This is a genomic window from Microcystis sp. M083S1, from assembly GCF_020246405.1.
In the GTDB taxonomy this organism is placed as follows: domain Bacteria; phylum Cyanobacteriota; class Cyanobacteriia; order Cyanobacteriales; family Microcystaceae; genus Microcystis; species Microcystis aeruginosa_C.
Genome location: NZ_JADBTB010000198.1, coordinates 1 through 18,259, shown reverse-complemented (window position 1 = coordinate 18,259; position 18,259 = coordinate 1). Strand labels below are relative to the sequence as shown.

At 44.0% G+C, this 18,259-nt stretch carries 15 protein-coding genes; 4 read left to right on the top strand and 11 right to left on the bottom strand.

Going from position 1 to position 18,259, the window contains the following annotated elements; all coding sequences use genetic code 11:
* Window positions 1-19: 19 nt before the first annotated feature.
* On the bottom strand, window positions 20-643 hold the full coding sequence (locus IM450_RS18125) for a class I SAM-dependent methyltransferase (protein ID WP_287666754.1): 624 nt from the start codon (window positions 641-643) through the stop codon (window positions 20-22).
* Between the two features lie 119 nt (window positions 644-762).
* On the opposite strand from IM450_RS18125, the gene hemH reads away from it, so the two are divergent.
* Complete coding sequence (hemH, locus tag IM450_RS18120) at window positions 763-1,926, top strand: ferrochelatase (protein ID WP_287666757.1); 1,164 nt, start codon at window positions 763-765, stop codon at window positions 1,924-1,926.
* 95 nt (window positions 1,927-2,021) lie between these two features.
* On the opposite strand, the gene IM450_RS18115 is transcribed toward hemH, so the two are convergent.
* The 3 genes from IM450_RS18115 to IM450_RS18105 form a co-directional block, all read right to left on the bottom strand.
* Window positions 2,022-2,273, bottom strand: a complete 252-nt coding sequence (locus tag IM450_RS18115; protein WP_002739055.1) for a hypothetical protein — start codon at window positions 2,271-2,273, stop codon at window positions 2,022-2,024.
* Between the two features lie 82 nt (window positions 2,274-2,355).
* A protein-coding gene (gene prfB / locus IM450_RS18110) for a peptide chain release factor 2 (RefSeq protein ID WP_157404742.1) occupies window positions 2,356-3,481 on the bottom strand; the annotation gives its coding sequence in 2 pieces (ribosomal slippage) (window positions 2,356-3,408 and window positions 3,410-3,481; 1,125 coding nt in all).
* Window positions 3,482-3,746: 265 nt separating this feature from the next.
* Window positions 3,747-4,874: a DUF3747 domain-containing protein gene (locus tag IM450_RS18105; protein ID WP_287666762.1), complete on the bottom strand. Its 1,128-nt coding sequence runs from the start codon at window positions 4,872-4,874 to the stop codon at window positions 3,747-3,749.
* A gap of 360 nt (window positions 4,875-5,234) precedes the next feature.
* On the opposite strand from IM450_RS18105, the gene murD reads away from it, so the two are divergent.
* Both murD and IM450_RS18095 read left to right on the top strand, forming a co-directional pair.
* Window positions 5,235-6,584, top strand: coding sequence for a UDP-N-acetylmuramoyl-L-alanine--D-glutamate ligase (gene murD, locus IM450_RS18100; protein WP_287666765.1), 1,350 nt, complete (start codon window positions 5,235-5,237; stop codon window positions 6,582-6,584).
* Between the two features lie 284 nt (window positions 6,585-6,868).
* Window positions 6,869-9,496 (top strand): glycoside hydrolase family 10 protein, encoded by a 2,628-nt coding sequence (locus IM450_RS18095; protein WP_287666768.1) that lies wholly within the window; start codon window positions 6,869-6,871, stop codon window positions 9,494-9,496.
* 168 nt (window positions 9,497-9,664) lie between these two features.
* Here IM450_RS18095 and rpsU read toward each other — a convergent pair whose 3' ends face one another.
* From rpsU to sufB, 6 genes are all read right to left on the bottom strand, one after another.
* Window positions 9,665-9,847, bottom strand: coding sequence for a 30S ribosomal protein S21 (gene rpsU / locus IM450_RS18090; RefSeq protein WP_002738938.1), 183 nt, complete (start codon window positions 9,845-9,847; stop codon window positions 9,665-9,667).
* A gap of 391 nt (window positions 9,848-10,238) precedes the next feature.
* On the bottom strand, window positions 10,239-11,744 hold the full coding sequence (locus IM450_RS18085) for an RluA family pseudouridine synthase (RefSeq protein ID WP_287666770.1): 1,506 nt from the start codon (window positions 11,742-11,744) through the stop codon (window positions 10,239-10,241).
* A 34-nt stretch (window positions 11,745-11,778) separates the two neighbouring features.
* Complete coding sequence (locus IM450_RS18080) at window positions 11,779-13,041, bottom strand: SufS family cysteine desulfurase (protein WP_287666773.1); 1,263 nt, start codon at window positions 13,039-13,041, stop codon at window positions 11,779-11,781.
* Window positions 13,042-13,096: 55 nt separating this feature from the next.
* Window positions 13,097-14,422: a Fe-S cluster assembly protein SufD gene (gene sufD, locus IM450_RS18075; protein WP_287666776.1), complete on the bottom strand. Its 1,326-nt coding sequence runs from the start codon at window positions 14,420-14,422 to the stop codon at window positions 13,097-13,099.
* 265 nt (window positions 14,423-14,687) lie between these two features.
* Window positions 14,688-15,458 (bottom strand): Fe-S cluster assembly ATPase SufC, encoded by a 771-nt coding sequence (sufC, locus tag IM450_RS18070; RefSeq protein WP_002804339.1) that lies wholly within the window; start codon window positions 15,456-15,458, stop codon window positions 14,688-14,690.
* 123 nt (window positions 15,459-15,581) lie between these two features.
* The gene (gene sufB, locus IM450_RS18065; RefSeq protein WP_002804340.1) at window positions 15,582-17,024 is read right to left on the bottom strand and encodes a Fe-S cluster assembly protein SufB; all 1,443 of its coding nucleotides are present in this window, start codon (window positions 17,022-17,024) and stop codon (window positions 15,582-15,584) included.
* A gap of 223 nt (window positions 17,025-17,247) precedes the next feature.
* Here sufB and sufR point away from each other — a divergent pair, with 223 nt between their 5' ends.
* Window positions 17,248-17,886, top strand: a complete 639-nt coding sequence (gene sufR, locus IM450_RS18060; RefSeq protein ID WP_002804342.1) for an iron-sulfur cluster biosynthesis transcriptional regulator SufR — start codon at window positions 17,248-17,250, stop codon at window positions 17,884-17,886.
* Between the two features lie 10 nt (window positions 17,887-17,896).
* On the opposite strand, the gene IM450_RS18055 is transcribed toward sufR, so the two are convergent.
* Window positions 17,897-18,259, bottom strand: a 363-nt coding sequence (locus IM450_RS18055; protein ID WP_287666780.1) for a Uma2 family endonuclease, incomplete at its 5' end; no start/stop codon positions are given.

The following is an 18,259-nucleotide window of genomic DNA, read 5'->3' as shown; positions in this document are numbered from 1 at the left end:
TCTTGCTTGGCCGATCCCTTCACTTGGCCGCTTGAATCACCTGTAAACTGCCACCAGCGTATAATTTTTGTTGACAATCACGAAAACCGATCGCCTGTAAAGATTGGATCAGATCCCTATCGATAAATTGCCAAGCGGTATGGGTTTCAAATAATTGCAAAAATAGGGCCAAAGAAGGCCAAAAAAGCGGGTTAGTGGGTCGATGAAAATCCACGAGGGCAAAAATTCCCCCCGGTCTGAGAACTCGATACACTTCTTTAAGGATTTCCTGTAACTGCTCTGGTTCCATTTCGTGGAGAGCGGCGCTAGTATGAACAAAGGCGAATTCTCCGGCACTAAAGGGCATTTTTTCGGCTAATCCCTCCACATAATGCGCTTGCGGCACCGCTAAACTAGCTCGCTCCAGGGCCCGGGGAGAGACATCTAAACCGGTACAGTGATCGGATAGGGGGACTAAATAACGGGTGGTTTGACCCGCACCACAACAGAGATCGAGGATAGGGTCATTTTTAGCGATTTTTAAACCTTCTAGGGCCAATTGCCGAAAACGAGACTCCCCACCCACCGCTAGGGCAGCCAGACGGGAGATACCATCGTAAAGCCATTGATATTGATAACTGAGGGGACGTAAAATTGTAGCCAAGATCAACCTCCAAGATTTGATTAAGTTCTCTGTAGCCTGTAATTTGTTTTAACGGTTCCACCGATATATTGTTAAACTTGGTAAAGAATCTGAAAATTTAAAAATTATCTGTTAACACTATGGGTCGCGTTGGCGTTTTATTATTAAATTTGGGTGGGCCGGAGCGGTTAGAGGATGTGCGTCCTTTTCTATTTAACCTTTTTTCTGACCCAGAGATCATCCGTTTACCGATCAAAGGATTACAAAAACCGTTAGCTTGGTTAATATCGACGTTAAGAGCGAGTAAATCCCAAGAAAATTACCGTCAGATCGGCGGTGGCTCCCCTTTACTCAAGATTACGGAAGCACAGGCCACGGCACTGCAACAACGTCTCGCGGAAATGGGCCGCGAGGTGAGCGTTTATATCGGGATGCGTTACTGGAATCCCTTCACCGAAGAAGCGATCGAGCGGATTAAACGGGACCATATCAAAAAATTGGTTATTCTTCCCCTTTATCCCCAATTTTCCATCAGCACCAGTGGTTCCAGTTTTCGTGTGCTGGAGGAAATGTGGCAGCAGGATCCCTATCTGCGTTTGACGGAATATACTCTCATCCCCTCTTGGTACGATCATCCCACCTATCTGAGCGCTATGGCGGATCTGATTGCGCGAGAGTTAGAGCAGTGTGCTAATCCTGACCAAGTACATATCTTTTTTAGCGCCCATGGTGTCCCCCAAAGTTATGTGGAGGAAGCGGGAGATCCCTATCAAGGGGAAATTGAAGAATGCACTAGGGCGATCATGCGTACTCTAAACCGACCCAATCAGTACACTTTAGCCTATCAAAGTCGCGTCGGTCCGGTGGAATGGCTAAAACCCTATACTGAAGATGCTTTAAAAGGGTTGGGAGAGCAGGGAATTAAGAATTTATTGGTCGTGCCGATTAGCTTTGTCTCGGAACACATCGAAACTCTGCAAGAAATCGATATAGAGTACCGAGAAGTGGCGGAAGAAGCGGGAATTGAACATTTTCAGCGAGTACCGGCTCTTAACACTCACCCGATGTTTATCGAATCTCTCTCCCAGTTAGTGGTAAAATCCCTAGACGAGAAACCCACCACTTTCGAGCAAATTACCCATCCGAAAGCGAATATGAAAATGTATCCCCAGGAGCGTTGGGAATGGGGAATGACAACGGCAGCCGAGGTGTGGAATGGCCGATTAGCGATGATCGGTTTTCTGGCAATTATTATCGAATTAATTACTGGTCAAGGACCATTACATTTTGTGGGTTTATTATAACCTCGATCTTCGCTGCCATTGCTTTTGACGGTAACTACCAAAATAAGGTTGGGTTAAACATAGTTAAACCCAACCATTGGCGATTTTATCTTCTCTTAGGACATCATATTAGCAGAACGAACATTAACGTTAACTTCTAGCCTGCCATTGCCGAGCATATCTAACCCAGTGACGCTAAACAGATTAGCTTTAATCCCCCTTTCCTGAAAATTAGCCTGTAATTCTTTGATGAGAACCTCTTCCACTTTCCCTTCATCATCTGCTAGAGCTTGGACGATTTTAGCGGCGAAAGAGCCAATTTTTGCGCTCAATATTTCTTCCACATTGGTAATCTCGATAATAACCATTGATTTTTCTTCTTAGTAGAGGACAAATAGCTTAACAAGCCAATAAGAACAGAATTTGCGAGAAAATAGAGCTGCTCTCATCTTAGGAATCAGTATAACCTGCACTGTTCCCCCCCAAACGTAAATAGGCTTCAATAAAGCTATCTAAATCCCCATTCATTACCCGGGTAACATCGGTGGTTTCCACATTACTGCGGAGATCCTTAACTAATTGATAGGGATGAAAAACATAGTTACGGATTTGATTGCCCCAAGCGGCCTCCACCATATCGCCGCGAATTTCGGCGATCGCTTGAGCCTGTTGTTCCCGAGCGATAATTAACAATTTCGCTTTTAATAAAGCGAGGGCTTTTTCTTTATTTTGTAATTGCGATCGCTCTTGGGTACAACGCACAGCGATGCCTGTGGGAAGATGAACCACACGCACGGCAGTTTCTACTTTATTAACATTTTGTCCACCTTTTCCCCCCGATCTAGTGGTGGTAATTTCTAAATCTTTATCGGGAATTTCTACCCTCACTGCATCATCGCCCAAAATTGGCATTACTTCCACCCCAGCGAAACTGGTTTGACGTTTACCATTGGCATTAAAAGGGGAAATTCTGACTAACCGATGGGTGCCTTTTTCTCCTTTCAGATAACCGTAAGCATAAGTTCCAGCAATCTCAATTGTCACCGATTTAATTCCCGCTTCATCTCCTTCTGATATTTCGGCTAAAGTGACTTTATAACCCTGTTTCTCGGCCCAGCGAGAATACATTCTCAGGAGCATTTCTGTCCAGTCTTGGGCATCGGTTCCCCCAGCCCCCGCATTAATCGTTAAAACCGCTCCTTTTGCGTCGTAGGGACCATTTAAAAGTTGTTGCAATTCCCAGCGATCGAGGTCATGCTGTAAATGAGTTAAATTGTCCGTCGCTTCTTCTAGTAAAGTTCGATCGGATTCTAATTCTAATAACTCGATAATTGCCTTAGTATCTTCTAATTGTTCACACCAACCCTGATAGGTTTCTAAAGAAGATTTACATTCATTTAGTTCTTGCAGGGTTTTTTGAGCAGTATCGGGATTATCCCAAAAAGTGGGGACGGCTGCCACCTGTTCTAAGTCTTTAATTTTAGCCCTTAAAGTGGGTAAGTCAAAGATAGTCCTGGGTTTTACCCAGGCGCGATCCTACTATCTCGATACCTTTTTTTAGTTCTGATATTTCCATGTTTTCAGTTATCAGTTATCAGTTATCAGTTATCAGTTACTCTAGAAGTCAGGAGTCTGGGGAGTCAGTCCCGATGAAAAAATTTTCACCCCCACAGAGGAAAGAGGTTTCCTTCCCTACACCCCACACCCCACACCCTACACCCTCTTTCAAGTCAGGAGGCCGGAGTTGAGAGTTAGGGTTTTAGGGTTTTGGGGTTTTAGTTGAAATTCCCCCATTTCCCCATTTCCCCAATCTGTTACCCGTTCCGCAGTTCCAGCGTTCCCTAAAATGGTACGATCGATCCGCGCAGGGGAGCAAGACTTTGTAAAGCGTTTTCAGCCTTATCACGACTACTAAACGCGCCTATTTGCCAGACGCGACGACCTTGGTGGGAAGTGGGGAAAGCGTCGGGATAGAGAGAACGAACTTTGCTGCGATCGCTCTCGTTTTTAGCTTCAATTACTACTTTAAAGCCTTTGCGGCCACTATTGCTAGTATTGCCACTACTGGGATTAGCAGCGGGTCGATTAAAAGTGATTACGTCTGATAAACTTCTGGGATTGCCTAGGTTGCGCGGTGGCGGTGGTGGTACAATTGCATTATTATTCTGAGCATTGGGAGGAGTCAGGGGAGGTAAATTAGAGGTAACTGGGGGTGCTGGGGTAGAATTTTGCTCTGGTACTGGATTAGTGACCACTGGCTCAGGATTGCTCTCTACTGCTGTTTCTGCAGCGGTAAAGGTATATTCTCGCACTTCGGGATTAGCAGGAGGATTAACGGGTGTTTCTGCTTTGACGGATTCTCTGGGGGGGGGTGTGGGGGGGATAGACGATTGGGTCCCCGCGAGTAATTCCGGGGGAGGATTGAAACTGGGACTATCGGCAGTTAGATAGATATGACTGAGATTTTGACCAGCTAGACTACGTTTAGTAAAGCGCCAGCCATCGATGAGATAAATTTGGATTAAACCGCTCCCTAAACCTTTTGTCCGTCCAATAATTACCTCCGATTGCCTGGGATTGCGGGGGGTTCCTACGAGGACTAATTCCCCGTTGCGTTGTACGATACGCAGCAGGTATTCTAAACCGTAATCTTTGCCCTGAATGCGAAGGGAATAACCGTTACTGTCGGTGGCCCGTTCACAACTGCCGGTAAAATCGAAATCGAGCAGCAGAGGCTGAACAATGGTCGGTTCTGTGCCATTTACCGCCCAACATTGGCGTTTTCCCTGGATTTGTTGCAAAATCAGTAAATCGTATTTACCGTTACCGTAGGGTCGGGCAATAGCGATAAAATCCTCTTGATTAACTTCTCTTTGTTCAAAGAGAGTCGCTTGACTCGGTGTAGTCAGGAGACAACTCCCTAGAAGTGAAAACAGTAGGGTAAATTTTAAGGATGATTTTAGATTCATAAATAGGGAGCGTTGTTATAGAGATTGTACTTGCATTTATTTTATCGATCTAGACGTAAGCGAGAGAATTTTGTTTTCTTGGAAGATAGCTAGGGTTTGTTCAATAAATCTAAAAACCTTGTTGGGTAAAACTTTTAGACTTTTTGGTTTCCAAAAAGTACTAGATCTGGGAGTGATCGGGTGGAAAATTCAGGTACTTTTTCCCTGAAAATTAGGTAATTGACCCACTCAAAATCCCTAAAACCCCACACCCTGCCCCCACCGAAAAACTTTTTGCCGCAAACCCTAGTTATTACTCGACCTAATCCACAGTAGGATAGAGATTGCTGAAAATTGACTCTTGAGTAGAGTGGCAACAAGATGGCGAAAGCGGCGATTATTGGATTGGGAAGATCGGGAATAGCGGCGGCAAGATGCTTAAAACGGGATGGTTGGCAGGTGACATTAAGCGATCGCTCTGATTCTCCCAGTTTACAAGCAACCAAAACCAATCTGGAAAGGGAAGGAATTATTGTCAATCTTGGTCAAAATCTCAGTCTAGAGGCTTCGGACTTGCCCGATCTTATCGTGGTTAGCCCCGGGGTGCCTTGGGATGCCCCGATTTTAATTACTGCCAGAGAAAAAGGCATCGATACGATCGGAGAATTAGAATTAGCTTGGCGTTATCTGCAATCTTCCCCCTGGTTGGGGATTACGGGAACTAACGGCAAAACCACCACCACCGCCCTCTGTGCCGCTATTTTTCAAAAAGCGGGGTTAAATGCCCCTTCCTGCGGTAATATCGGCTATGCTGCCTGTGAATTGGCTTTAAAAGCCGATAAATACGATTGGATTATTGCAGAGATTAGTAGTTATCAGATCGAGTCCAGTCGGGATTTATCTCCGAAAATCGGCATCTGGACAACTTTTACCCCCGATCACCTCAGTCGTCATCAAACCCTGGAAAATTATTATCAGATTAAAGCCTCTTTACTGCAAAGAAGCGATCGCCAAATCCTCAACGGTGATGATCCCTATCTGCGTCAAATCGGTGTTAGTCAATGGCAACAAGCTTACTGGACTTCTGTGCAGGGCAAAGAGGCGCTTTTGGGCGATCCTAGTCGTGGTGTTTATCTGCAAGATAACTGGATCGTGGCTTTTGGGGAGTTAATTGCCCCGGTTAATCTGCTGAAAATGGTGGGTAGTCACAATCAGCAGAATTTGCTTATGGCTGTGGCCGCCGCTAGATTGGCGGGAATCGAGAAAAAAGCCATTACCGAAGCGATCGCTACTTTCCCCGGGGTTGCCCATCGTCTAGAGTACATTTGTACTTATAAAGGACTAGACTTTATTAATGATAGTAAAGCAACTAACTACGATGCCGCCGCAGTGGGCTTAAAATCTGTCCCTAGTCCGGCGATTTTAATCGCGGGGGGGGAAGCAAAAGCAGGGGATGATCGGGCTTGGATCGCTGAAATTAAGGCAAAAGTCGCCACCGTGCTGCTTATTGGTGACGCTGCCGCCGATTTTGCCCGTCGTTTACAGTCAGCAGGTTATCAAGATTATGAATGTGTAGAAACGATGGACAGGGCAGTTCAACGCGCAGCCGAACTAGGACCAGCAAAAGAGGCTAAAGTGGTGTTATTATCGCCCGCTTGCGCTAGTTTTGACCAATACCAAAGTTTTGAACATCGCGGCGATCATTTTCGGCAATTGTCTTTACAGTTGTAGGGGGATGGGGAATTATGAATTATGAATTATGAATTATGAATGGGGGAGATGGGGGAATGGGGGGATGGGGAATTATGAATTATGAATTATGAATTATGAATGGGGGAATGGGGAGATGGGGGAATGGGGGAATGGGGAATTTCAACTAAAACCCCAACACCCTAAAACCACAACACCCGCGTTGCAGACGACTAAGACGCAATTTTTGTTCCCCAAGATACTATTTTTTGGCTAAGTTGGGTAAGATCAGGAGGAGTTAACCAAAAAAATTAAGAGAAAAAAACGTGCTGGGATCGTTCTTCCGTCTTGATCATCTTTTTAACAAGCCCCTAATTGCCTGCCTCTTGTCCTGTGTTGCTGTCTTACTACCGATCCCAGTTTTAGCGACACCGGTGGCAGTGTTAAAAAGTCAAGAAAATGCCAATCAATGGACAGCTATCACTGATCGTTTGCAAAATGTCGGGGTTAATTACTGCATTCTTCAGAGTAATCAGTGGCAAAGCGACGCGGATTTAAATAAAATTAAGGTTCTAATCATCCCCAACGTCGAGACTATTTCCGGTTTACAAGCTAGTGTCTTGAGTCGTTGGCTGAATCGCGGTGGTAAAATTATCGTCACCGGTCCGGCGGGAAATCTTTCGGAACCTGCGGTGCGTGATCAATTGCGATCGCTATTTGGGGCTTACTGGGCTTATCCTCACTCCCAAGCTTACACCCTGCGGCCGACTAATTTAGGTGAACTGAAAAACCAAAAACCTTTAGCCAGCAGTCTCCTCGGTGGTGTGGTTATCCCCACGGGAGTTAATAGCCAAACCGTAGCCGTCTGGGGAGCGCGCAACAATCCCCCCGCCGTTGTCCTCAATAATAACTCGATCTTTCTCGGTTGGCGCTGGGGCAGCGATGCCGTCGCTAATCTCGCCCTCGATAGTGCTTGGCTAGAAACCTCCCTGCAACGCTACGGCATTAATCGCAGTTCTTCTCTTAACACAATTGCCCCCTATTGTCAAGGAAACTCAACAATAGTTAATAATATTAACAATACACCAACAGCGACCGCACCCCGTCCCCCTCTACCCCCGACTGCGGAAACTTCAGGTAATGAAACGGCGAGATTAAGTCCGAATACCGAAGCAATTCCCCCCAGAGCAAGTCTAACTCCTCAACAAATTAGCCAAATGACGGCGGAATTGCAGGGATTAATCGGGCGTTATGGAGCGACTCTCTTAGCTTTAGAGGCCAGCAATAATAACACCTTAACTACTGATAAATCCCTAGCACAAGCATTTCATGATCGTGCGAAAAACTCCCCCACCACAGATACCGCCAGACGATTCCGTTTAGCCCTAGAAAATGCCCAAGTAACCTTAAATAATTTTCAGAATTTAATCGCTCAGGGGGACTATACCCAAGCGCGAGAATTTTGGTTACAAGCGAGGCGAAATCTTTGGGATAATTATCCCACTAATCGACAATTTGCCCAACCAGAAATACGGGCAATGTGGTTAGATCGAGGCACGATCGTAGAAGCTAAAAATGAGGAGGATTTAGCTAAAGTATTCGATCGCATGGCGGCAGCGGGTATTAATGTGGTCTTTTTCGAGACAGTTAATGCTAGTTATACTATTTATCCCAGTCAAGTTGCCCCCGAACAAAATCCTTTAACCAGAGGTTGGGATCCCCTAAAAGTTGCCGTTAAATTAGCCCATGAACGCAATATGGAAATCCACGCTTGGGTGTGGGTTTTTGCGGCGGCTAATCAAGCTCATAATAAAGTATTAGAGCAACCATTAGATTATCTCGGTCCGGTTTTATCGCGTAATCCCGATTGGGGGGCAACTAATAAAAGTGGTGGTTCTTTTGATTACAGTCAAGGCACGAAAAAGGCCTTTTTTGATCCTGCTAATCCCGACCTACAAAACTATCTTTTATCTCTTTACGAGGAGATTGTCAAGAATTACGATGTGGATGGCTTGCAGTTAGATTATATTCGCTATCCCTTCCAGAATCAAAATTCTAATCAAACCTATGGTTATGGTAAATCCAGCCGTTGGTTATTTAAACAAATGACGGGAGTTGATCCCATTACTTTAAATCCCCGGGGTGCTTTATGGGAACAATGGACTAGCTTTAAAATCCGTCAGGTTGATACTTTTGTTTCGCAGGTTTCTACTCGCTTAAAACAGATTCGCCCCCACTTAAAAATGTCGGCGGCGGTGTTTCCCCTAGAACAAAAAGAACGATTATATCGTATTCAGCAAAACTGGGAAGAATGGGGACAAAATCAATGGATAGACCTGATCTTTTTAATGACTTATGCTCTTGATACAGGGACTTTAGAAGAAAAAACTCAGTCTTTATTTGATCGCCAAATTGCAGGAAATGCTCTGATTATACCAGGTATCCGTCTGTTAAAAGTACCCGATCAAGTCATGATCGATCAACTACAATTTATTCGCAATCTTCCCACTTCGGGATTCGCTCTTTTTGCCACAGAAAATCTCAATCCCAACTTGCAAACAATTCTTAATCGCATTCAGGGATCGATAATTACCAAAAAAGCTGAACCTTTACCTCACCGTCAACCCTTTAAAACGGCAGCGGTGCGGTTTAATTCTCTGCGTCAAGAGTGGAGTTTTTTAATAGTGAATAATCTATGGGCAATGGAGGAGCGAACCTTAAAAGCTTGGGGGCAAGAAGTGGACGAAATGGCTAATCTATTAGAACAATTAGCTACTAATCCCAGCCCTCGCAATTTGACTTTAACTCAAAATGCTTTAAAGCGATTTAGCTATCAATTTAAATCTGTGATGTCCAGACAAAAAGATTTATCTGCCTATCAAATACAAGTCTGGGAAAATCGCCTCGCCACCCTACAAAGTCTCCTAAGTTATGGTCAAAGGGTTGAGTTTTAAGTAGTCGTGCAGAATTAATTTCCCAGTAGAGATAGGCACTCTGGCAAGAGACAGCCATCAGCTGTTTTATCCCTACTCCCCTGGTCCCTAATCTGTTTCCCAGCCCCCAAAACCCGATCAAAATAAAAGACAGCCAGAAGCCTTTATTCAGCTTCTGACTGGTGGAATTTAACGACGACGGGTTCTTTGTCGTCTTCGGGCTACTGCTTTACGCTTTCTCTTTTCTTGAGGGGTTTCAAAAAATTGATGCTTTTTGATATCCGCATAAATTCCCGCTTTCGCTACCTGTCGCTTAAAACGACGTAGGGCTGATTCGATCGCCTCGTTCTGACCAACTACCACTTGGGTCATTAACCTAATTCACCTCCTGTAATTGCTCTCTGCCTAAAAAATGCCAACTTCTAACTATAGCACAATCTAGGGTAAAAATCGATCAAGGCGGCCTTTAATTAGGGTTTACTGAAAGAGTTTTTCGTGGGGGCAGGGTGTGGGGTGTGGGGTGTGGGGTGTAGGGTTTTGCCCATTTTCAGGGGGTCAATTACCTAATTTTCAGGGAAAAAGTGCCTAAATTTCCCCCCCGATCACCCCAATGTCTGGCACTTTTTGATGGGAAAAAAGTCTAAAATTCTTATCCAACAAGGTTTTTAGATTTATTCAGCAGACCCTAATTAAGGAGAAATTTAACGGGAGTCCTCTTGCTCCATTTAGATAGCTAATTTGTTGCTGTTAGCAATTATAGCTCTCAAAAGGGGGTGGGAATGATTAGATCAAGTTTATTTTCGGTCTGAGGATGACGAAAAGATAATTGTTTAGCGTGTAGGTGTAAACGGTCGGACTGCTTACCATTATACAAAAGATCGCCTAAAATTCCTATCCCTAATCCCGCTTGACTATGAACGCGAATTTGATGGGTTCTTCCCGTGTAGGGAATAAATTCTAGCCGAGAATAATTGCCTTCTTTACCGACAACTTTAAAATAGGTTTGACTAGCTTTTCCCCTTTGCCAATCCACAGTTTGATAGGGTCGATTTTGCGGATTTCCCCAGAGAGGTAGGTCAATTATACCTGATTCTCGCTCAATAATTTCTGATAATATAGCTTCGTAGATTTTCTCCACTTCTCGCCGTTGAAATTGTTGGGATAAACAACGATACATATCTAAACTTTTAGCTAGTAATAATATACCAGAAGTTTCTCGGTCTAAACGATGAACTGGAATGACATTTTTTCCCTGACGACGAAAACGATTGACCACAGCATCTTGACTATCTTGATAACGTCCTGCTACCGATAATAATCCTGCGGGTTTATTAATAGCAATTATTCCCTCGTCTTCGTAGATAATTTCTAGGGATGAACGTAAACCAGAAAGTAAAAAACCCATGAGAGGTTGACATCTTTCTTGACAAGCGCCATAAAATTCTCCCTGTTTTCTATCTCGATTCGATTCTCCCCACCAAAATTCGGCCATGGCGACAGGTTTTAATCCTTTCATAGCGGCATAATTTAATAATTTCGGGGCGCAACATTCCCCTGTTCCCGTCGGTAACAAATTACTGCCCATCAATTTAGCTAAGGAGAGAGATTGTCCAGAAAAGTTGTTTAAACAGTAGGATTGATACAGCAATTCCTGTAACTGTTTGGAGAGTTTTCTACGCTGTTGCTTAAGCTCAATAATTCTCTGATTGGCTACGTTTATTTTATCAATTAAGGGTTCTAAAACTTGTTTTTGTTCCTGTTTTAATTGCTTTCTTGCTCTTTTTTCCTGACGACTGATATTATTTAATTTTTCTAATTCTTCTGGGTTTAAATTTCCTAAATTTCTTAATCTATCTCGTTCCTGTTTATGGGTTTGATGTTGTTGCTGTAAAGCTTGTATTTTGCGCTCAAAATTTGCTTGATTGAGTCGATATAAATTATGTTCGGGAATTGATTGTAGGTCAATAATTTCCTGTTTAATTGTTTCTAAAAGTTGCAAAACTCGCTTTTCTTCCAGCATAATTTTTTCTCTCCCCACTAGGGACGGAACCCAGCCAGCAGCTTCTCCCTGTCCAGAAAAAGCTTTTAAAATTTCTATTTCGCCAGCGGCATTTTCTCCTAACAAAATCCCATACATTTTACCTTGAGGATTGGTGATAGTTGTCATCAAATCTTGGGCGATTTTTTCAGCCAAAAGAGTGCGGGGCAAGCGCAATAACTCGCCCGTTTCGGGACAAATTCCTTGATAATAATAAGTAACTTCCTTCACTCTTTAAGAACAGGAAAAGGGGCCAGAGATACCCCTAAGAAAAACAATTGGCAAAGAAATCAATAGTTTCCTGTAAAGCGACAATAAAGCTATCAATTTCTTCGCGGGTATTATAAAAATATAGACTTGCCCGCGCGCTGCCGGAAGCATCAAAAAGGCGGTGTAGAGGTTGGGTACAGTGATGACCGGAACGAATAGCAATTCCTTCGTGGTCTAATAAAGTAGCTAAATCACTAGCATGAATCCCTTCCACATTAAAGGCGGCTAAACTAGCCCGACCTTGGCCCGTTAAACTAGGTGATGGCCCGTAAATTCTTAAACCCTCAATTTCTCCTAATTTTTTGAACAAATAGGCGGTTAACTCTTCTTCGTAGGCATGAATATTATCCATCCCTAAACCCATTAAATATTCTACCGCAGCACCGAGGGCAATCGCTTCGCCAATAGCGGGGGTTCCCGCTTCAAATTTGTGGGGCAGTTCGGCACAGGTAAAATGGTCTAAATAGACTTCTGCAATCATTTCGCCACCACCAAAAAAGGGCGGCATTGCCTCTAAAATCGCCTCTTTGCCATACAAAAATCCAATACCGGTGGGGGCGCACATTTTATGACCACTAGCCACCAACCAATCACAATCTATGGACTGCACATCAATGGCTAAATGGGGGACACTTTGACAGGCATCAATTAATACTTTCGCACCGACTTGATGGGCAAGGCTGACTATTTTGGCAACGGGATTAATACAGCCTAATGTATTAGAAACATGGAGGACAGCAACTAATTTAGTTTTGTCAGATAACAAGGATTTATATTGTTCTAAATCAAAGCTTTCTTCGCTGGTTAACTGCACATATTTAATCACTGCTCCCGTCTTTTGGCAGACAATTTGCCAAGGGATTAAATTACTGTGGTGTTCCATCACCGAGAGAATAATTTCATCCCCTGCTTTCAGGGTATTTAATGCCCAACTGTAGGCGACTAAATTAATCGCTTCCGTGGCGTTGCGAGTATAGACAATTTCCTGACGAGAAGCGGCATTAATAAACCTAGCCACCTTATCTCTGGCCCCTTCGTAGGCTTCCGTTGCCCGGACACTTAAAGTATGCGCCCCCCGATGCACATTGGCGTTATCTTTTTCGTAATAGTTTCGCAGGGTTTCTAATACTTGAATTGGTTTTTGGGAAGTGGCGGCACTATCGAGATAGATAAGGGGTTTATCGTGTACGGTTTGATGGAGGATAGGGAAATCGGCGCGGACTTTTTGGGCGAGGGTTTTTTCTTGGATAATTGTCATTTTAGTCAGGAGTCAGAGGGGTACTTTGGGCGGGTTGACACCCACCCCGGTAGAGTTATTCCACACTGCGACAGGCGACGCATTGCCCCAATCTTTGGCGGAGGGATTCTAGAGGAATTTTAGCTAAAATCTCGGCCGAGAAAGCATCAATTAACAAACTGCGGGCGGTGTCGGCACTTAAGCCCCGGCTTTGCAGATAGAATAAATCATCGGCTTCCAGTTGGCTAACGGTTGCCCCGTGGGAACATTTGACGTTATCGGCGGTAATTTGTAATTCCGGTTTGGTGTTGACTCGTGCCTTGTTAGAAATTAACAAATTCCGATTTAACTGGGAGGCGTTGGTTAATTGGGCGGGTTTGGGAACAAACACTTTACCATTAAAGATGGCGTGAGCGCTACCATCAACTATACATTTATGCAGTTGCTTGGTGATGCCGTGGGGATGGTTGAGATAGATGGCGCTGTGGGTATCGGCGGTTTGTTGTCCGGTAATCATGGCTAATCCGTACAGATTTGTCTCGGTTTGTGCTCCTTTTTGCAGGACATCGAGGTTATGACGGCAGAGTTTAGCTCCTAGATTTATCTCGTTGAGAGTGTAACGGCTATCGTGCGCTTGTTCAATTATCGTGCGTCCGATGTGAAAACCATCTCCCGATTCCCGTTGTACTCTGGTATGGATGACCTCGGCGTTGGCTTCGAGGTAAATTTCCGTGACAGCGTTGGTGAAATAAGAGTAATTTAGAGGTAAATCGGAGCAATGTTCGGCTAAAGCTCCGTAATTCTCGATAATATTGACACTAGCTCCAGTTTCCGCCACGATTAGGCTATGGGGCTGATAAAAGCGGGGAATTTCCTCCACAACGGTGATAAATAGGAGATGTATCGGGGTTGTGACGACGGTGTTAGCGGTGACGTGAATTACTGCCCCATCGCTTAGTCCAGCTTGGTTGAGTGCGGTAAAAAATTCGGGTGTTTTTTCTTTGCCTAGATAGTTGACAAGAACATCTTTTTGTGCATTGGCGAGATTACCGACGCTGACACCGGGGGGTAAAGCGGAAATATCGGACAATTCGGGCTGATAAATGCCGTTAACGAAGACTAGGTGGCTGTTTTTGGCTTCGGGCAGTAAAAAAACAGCTAGGGCATTTTTATCGATTGTAACGGTTTGGGGGGCGCGAAAATCGATCGCCCAGAGTTGACTTAAATCGGTGAATTGCCATTCTTCATCTTTTCTGCCAGGAATGGCTAATTCTTGAGCTTTACTGGCTCCCGATTCTCTTAATTCGAGAATTTTACCGTTATCGATAGTGGGAACCGTTTCTCGCGACAATTTTAACAATAATTCTCCTGATTGTTCAGGTTTCGTGATTATGGCTGTCATTGGTAAGAGGGGGTGGGGTTTGGGGGTTGGGAATTATGAATTATGAATTATGAATTATGAATTGGGGAGAGGGTAGAGAGGAGAGGGGGAGAATAAGTAAAAATAATCTCCTGACTTGAAAGAGGGGGTGGGGTTTGGGGTGTGGGGTGTGGGGTGTGGGAATTATGAATTATGAATTATGAATTATGAATTGGGGAGAGGGTAGAGAGGAGAGGGGGAGAATAAGTAAAAATAATCTCCTGACTACTGATAACTGATAGCTAGATTATTTAACGGCTAATACTTGTTCATCGAGGAAATCGTAGCCAGTTCTTTCTAATTCAAGAGCTAATTCTTTACCGCCACTGGTGACAATGCGCCCATCGTACATAACATGAATAACATCGGGTTCAATGTAGTTGAGCAGACGCTGATAGTGAGTGATAAGTAAAAAAGCGTTATCGGGAGTAGCTAAGTGATTGACTCCCTGGGCAACAATTCGCAAAGCATCGATGTCTAAACCGGAGTCAATTTCATCGAGAATTCCTAAAGTAGGTTCTAATAAAGCCATTTGTAGTATTTCATTACGTTTTTTCTCACCACCGGAGAAACCTTCGTTTAAACTTCTACTAAGAAAGCTAGGATTCATCTGGACAACTTCTAGTTTTTTCTCGACCAATTCCTCAAAGTCAAAACTATCTAATTCTTCCGAGCCTAGATGTTTTTGTCTGGCATTATAGGCAACGCGAAGAAAATCGAGGTTACTAACGCCGGGGATTTCTAGGGGATATTGGAAAGCGAGAAAGATCCCCATAAGCGCTCGTTCATCGGGTTCTTTGTCTAAAAGGTTTTCGCCTTTATAAATTATTTCTCCCCCAGTTACTTCATAATCGGGATGTCCAGCGATTACTTTGGAAAAGGTGCTTTTTCCTGAGCCATTGCGCCCCATAATTGCGTGGGTTTCACCTGCTTTAATTTCGAGGTTAACTCCTTTAAGAATCTGGTTTCCGTCAATACTAGCGGTCAGATTTTTTACCGATAAAATTACTTCACTCATGAGATGTTTTTCTAGAACAAAAATATTAGTTTTGGTGGTTGACGGCGAATCATCAATTGATGGATAAATTGTCTTAGCTTTTGGTGGGTTACGGCTATCGCCTAACCCACCCTACTTTATTGATTATCCGACGGTTCCTTCTAGCTTGAGACTAAGGAGTTTATCAGCTTCGGCGGCGAATTCCATCGGTAATTTACTGAGGACATCCTTACAGAAACCACTGACTAACATAGAGACAGCATCTTCCTCGGAAATACCCCGTTGTGCGAAGTAGAATAATTGGTCTTCACCGATTTTAGAGGTAGAAGCTTCGTGTTCTACTTTAGCACTGTTGTTATCCACCTGAATATAGGGAAAAGTGTTAGCTTCGGCATTATCTCCAATCAGCATAGAATCACACTGGGAGTAATTTCTTGCTCCCTTGGCTTTCGGTCCCATTTTCACTAACCCGCGATAACTATTTTGGGAGTTACCCGCCGAAATTCCCTTAGAAATAATCGTACTCTTGGTGTTGCGGCCAATGTGAATCATTTTCGTACCTGTATCGGCCTGTTGTTTGTTATTAGTTAGGGCAATTGAGTAGAATTCCCCGACGGAATTATCGCCGACTAAGACACAACTGGGATACTTCCAAGTAATTGCCGAACCAGTTTCCACCTGCGTCCAAGAAATCTTAGAATTAACTCCTTTACACAGACCCCGTTTAGTGACGAAATTGTAAATACCTCCCTTCCCATTGGCATCGCCAGCGTACCAATTTTGCACCGTCGAATATTTAATATCCGCATTATCGAGGGCGACTAATTCCACAACGGCGGCATGAAGTTGATTACTATCGTACATCGGAGCGGTGCAACCCTCTAAATAACTTACCGATGCCCCTTCTTCAGCGACAATTAAAGTTCTTTCAAATTGTCCCGTCTCACCGTTATTAATCCGAAAATAGGTGGACAATTCCATCGGACAGGCGACACCTTTGGGGATAAAAACAAAGGAACCATCGCTAAAAACAGCAGAATTAAGAGCGGCAAAATAATTATCACCCACGGGAACTACACTGCCGAGATACTTTTGTACTAATTCAGGATGTTCCTGTAAAGCTTCTGAAATAGAACAGAAAATAACCCCCTGTTCTGCTAGTTTTTCTTTAAAAGTTGTGGCGATAGAAACGCTGTCAAAGATAGCATCGACGGCCACGTTAGAAAGGCGTTTTTGTTCCGAAAGGGGAATGCCTAATTTTTCAAAGGTTTCGATTAAAGTGGGGTCAACTTCTTCAAGACTGTTGAGTTTTTCTTTTTTCTGTTTGGGTGCAGAGTAGTAGATAATATTTTGATAATCAATGGCAGGATAGGAAACGTGCGGCCAACTGGGTTCGGTCATCTTTTGCCATTGATGGTAGGCCCGGAGACGAAAATCGAGCATGAATTCCGGTTCCTTCTTTTTCGCCGAAATTAGGCGAATAATCTCCTCATTCAAACCGCGGGGGATGGTTTCCGATTCGATATCGGTGATGAAACCGTACTTGTAGGGTTGGTTAACGAGGTTTTTAACGGTGGTTGCACTCATGGGGGTTAGTGTTCTCTCTACGCGGTAGGCAGGGGAGGCAGTTAAACAACAATAAAGTTGTTTAAATTGATTATATAATAGATTAACAACAAAGCTGTTGTCAAAGTCAGGGAAAATTTGAGAGGATGCTGGTAAACCTCTGTTATTCAGGTTACTCTGGAAGGGTAGTTGGCCGCTCCTTGACCCTCAGCAATTGTACGCTAAAGCCTCTGTTTTTGGTATCATGACCACGACTCAACCCGCCTCGACGAAAGACGATATTCTGCAATATTTGCTCAAAAACGGTCAATCTACTGCCCAAGACTTGGCTGAGGAGTTAAGTATTAGTCCGCAAGCGACGCGCCGCCATCTTAAGGATTTGGAGGAGGAAGGACTGATAGAATATTTTGCCGTACAAAATAAGATAGGACGGCCCCAGCACATTTATCGTCTCAGTCGTCAAGGTCGTGGCCGTTTTCCCCATAATTACGATAATTTCGCCGTTTCTTTCCTCAATACTCTCGTGGAGACGGTGGGAGAGCAACAGGTGGGGGAAATTCTCAAAAAACAGTGGCAACGCAAAGCGGCAGAATATCAATTGCGCCTCGGCAAGGGGTCTTTAGGGGAAAGAATGAGAAAATTGCTGGAAATTCGCCAAGAGGAGGGTTATATGGCAGAATTAGTGGCACTGGAAGCAGAAAATAGTTATATCCTGGCCGAGCATCATTGCGCTATTGCTGAGGTCGCCGGTTCCTATCCCAGTATCTGTGGCCATGAATTAGAAATGTTTGCCATGCTGCTTCCCGATTGTACGATCGAACGGACTCACTGGATCAATCAAGGTGAGCAACGATGTGGTTATCTAATTAAGTGCAAGGGATGACAGAGAAAGATTAGAGATTTTCATCGGGATTTATGCCCAATTCCCGCAGTTTAGCCGCTAATTTTGCGGATTTCTGCCTTTCCTGTTCAACTTGGGTTTCTGCCTGTTGTGCCGCTTCTGCGGGAGTGGGTACTAATTCCCCTTCGGGGGTAAAATAGCGCAATTTATTGGCAGATAAACCCAAATATAAGCCTAATTGTTGACTCCAGAGCCGTCCCTGAGCATTGGGGGTAATCGGTTGATATTGACCGCTAATTAGAGTAAATCCTTCAAATTCTAGGCTTTCTGGGTCAAACCAAAAATAATCGGGAGTGCGAAATATATCTTGATAAATTTGTTTTTTCTCCTCTCGGTCAACTTTGGCGGTACTATC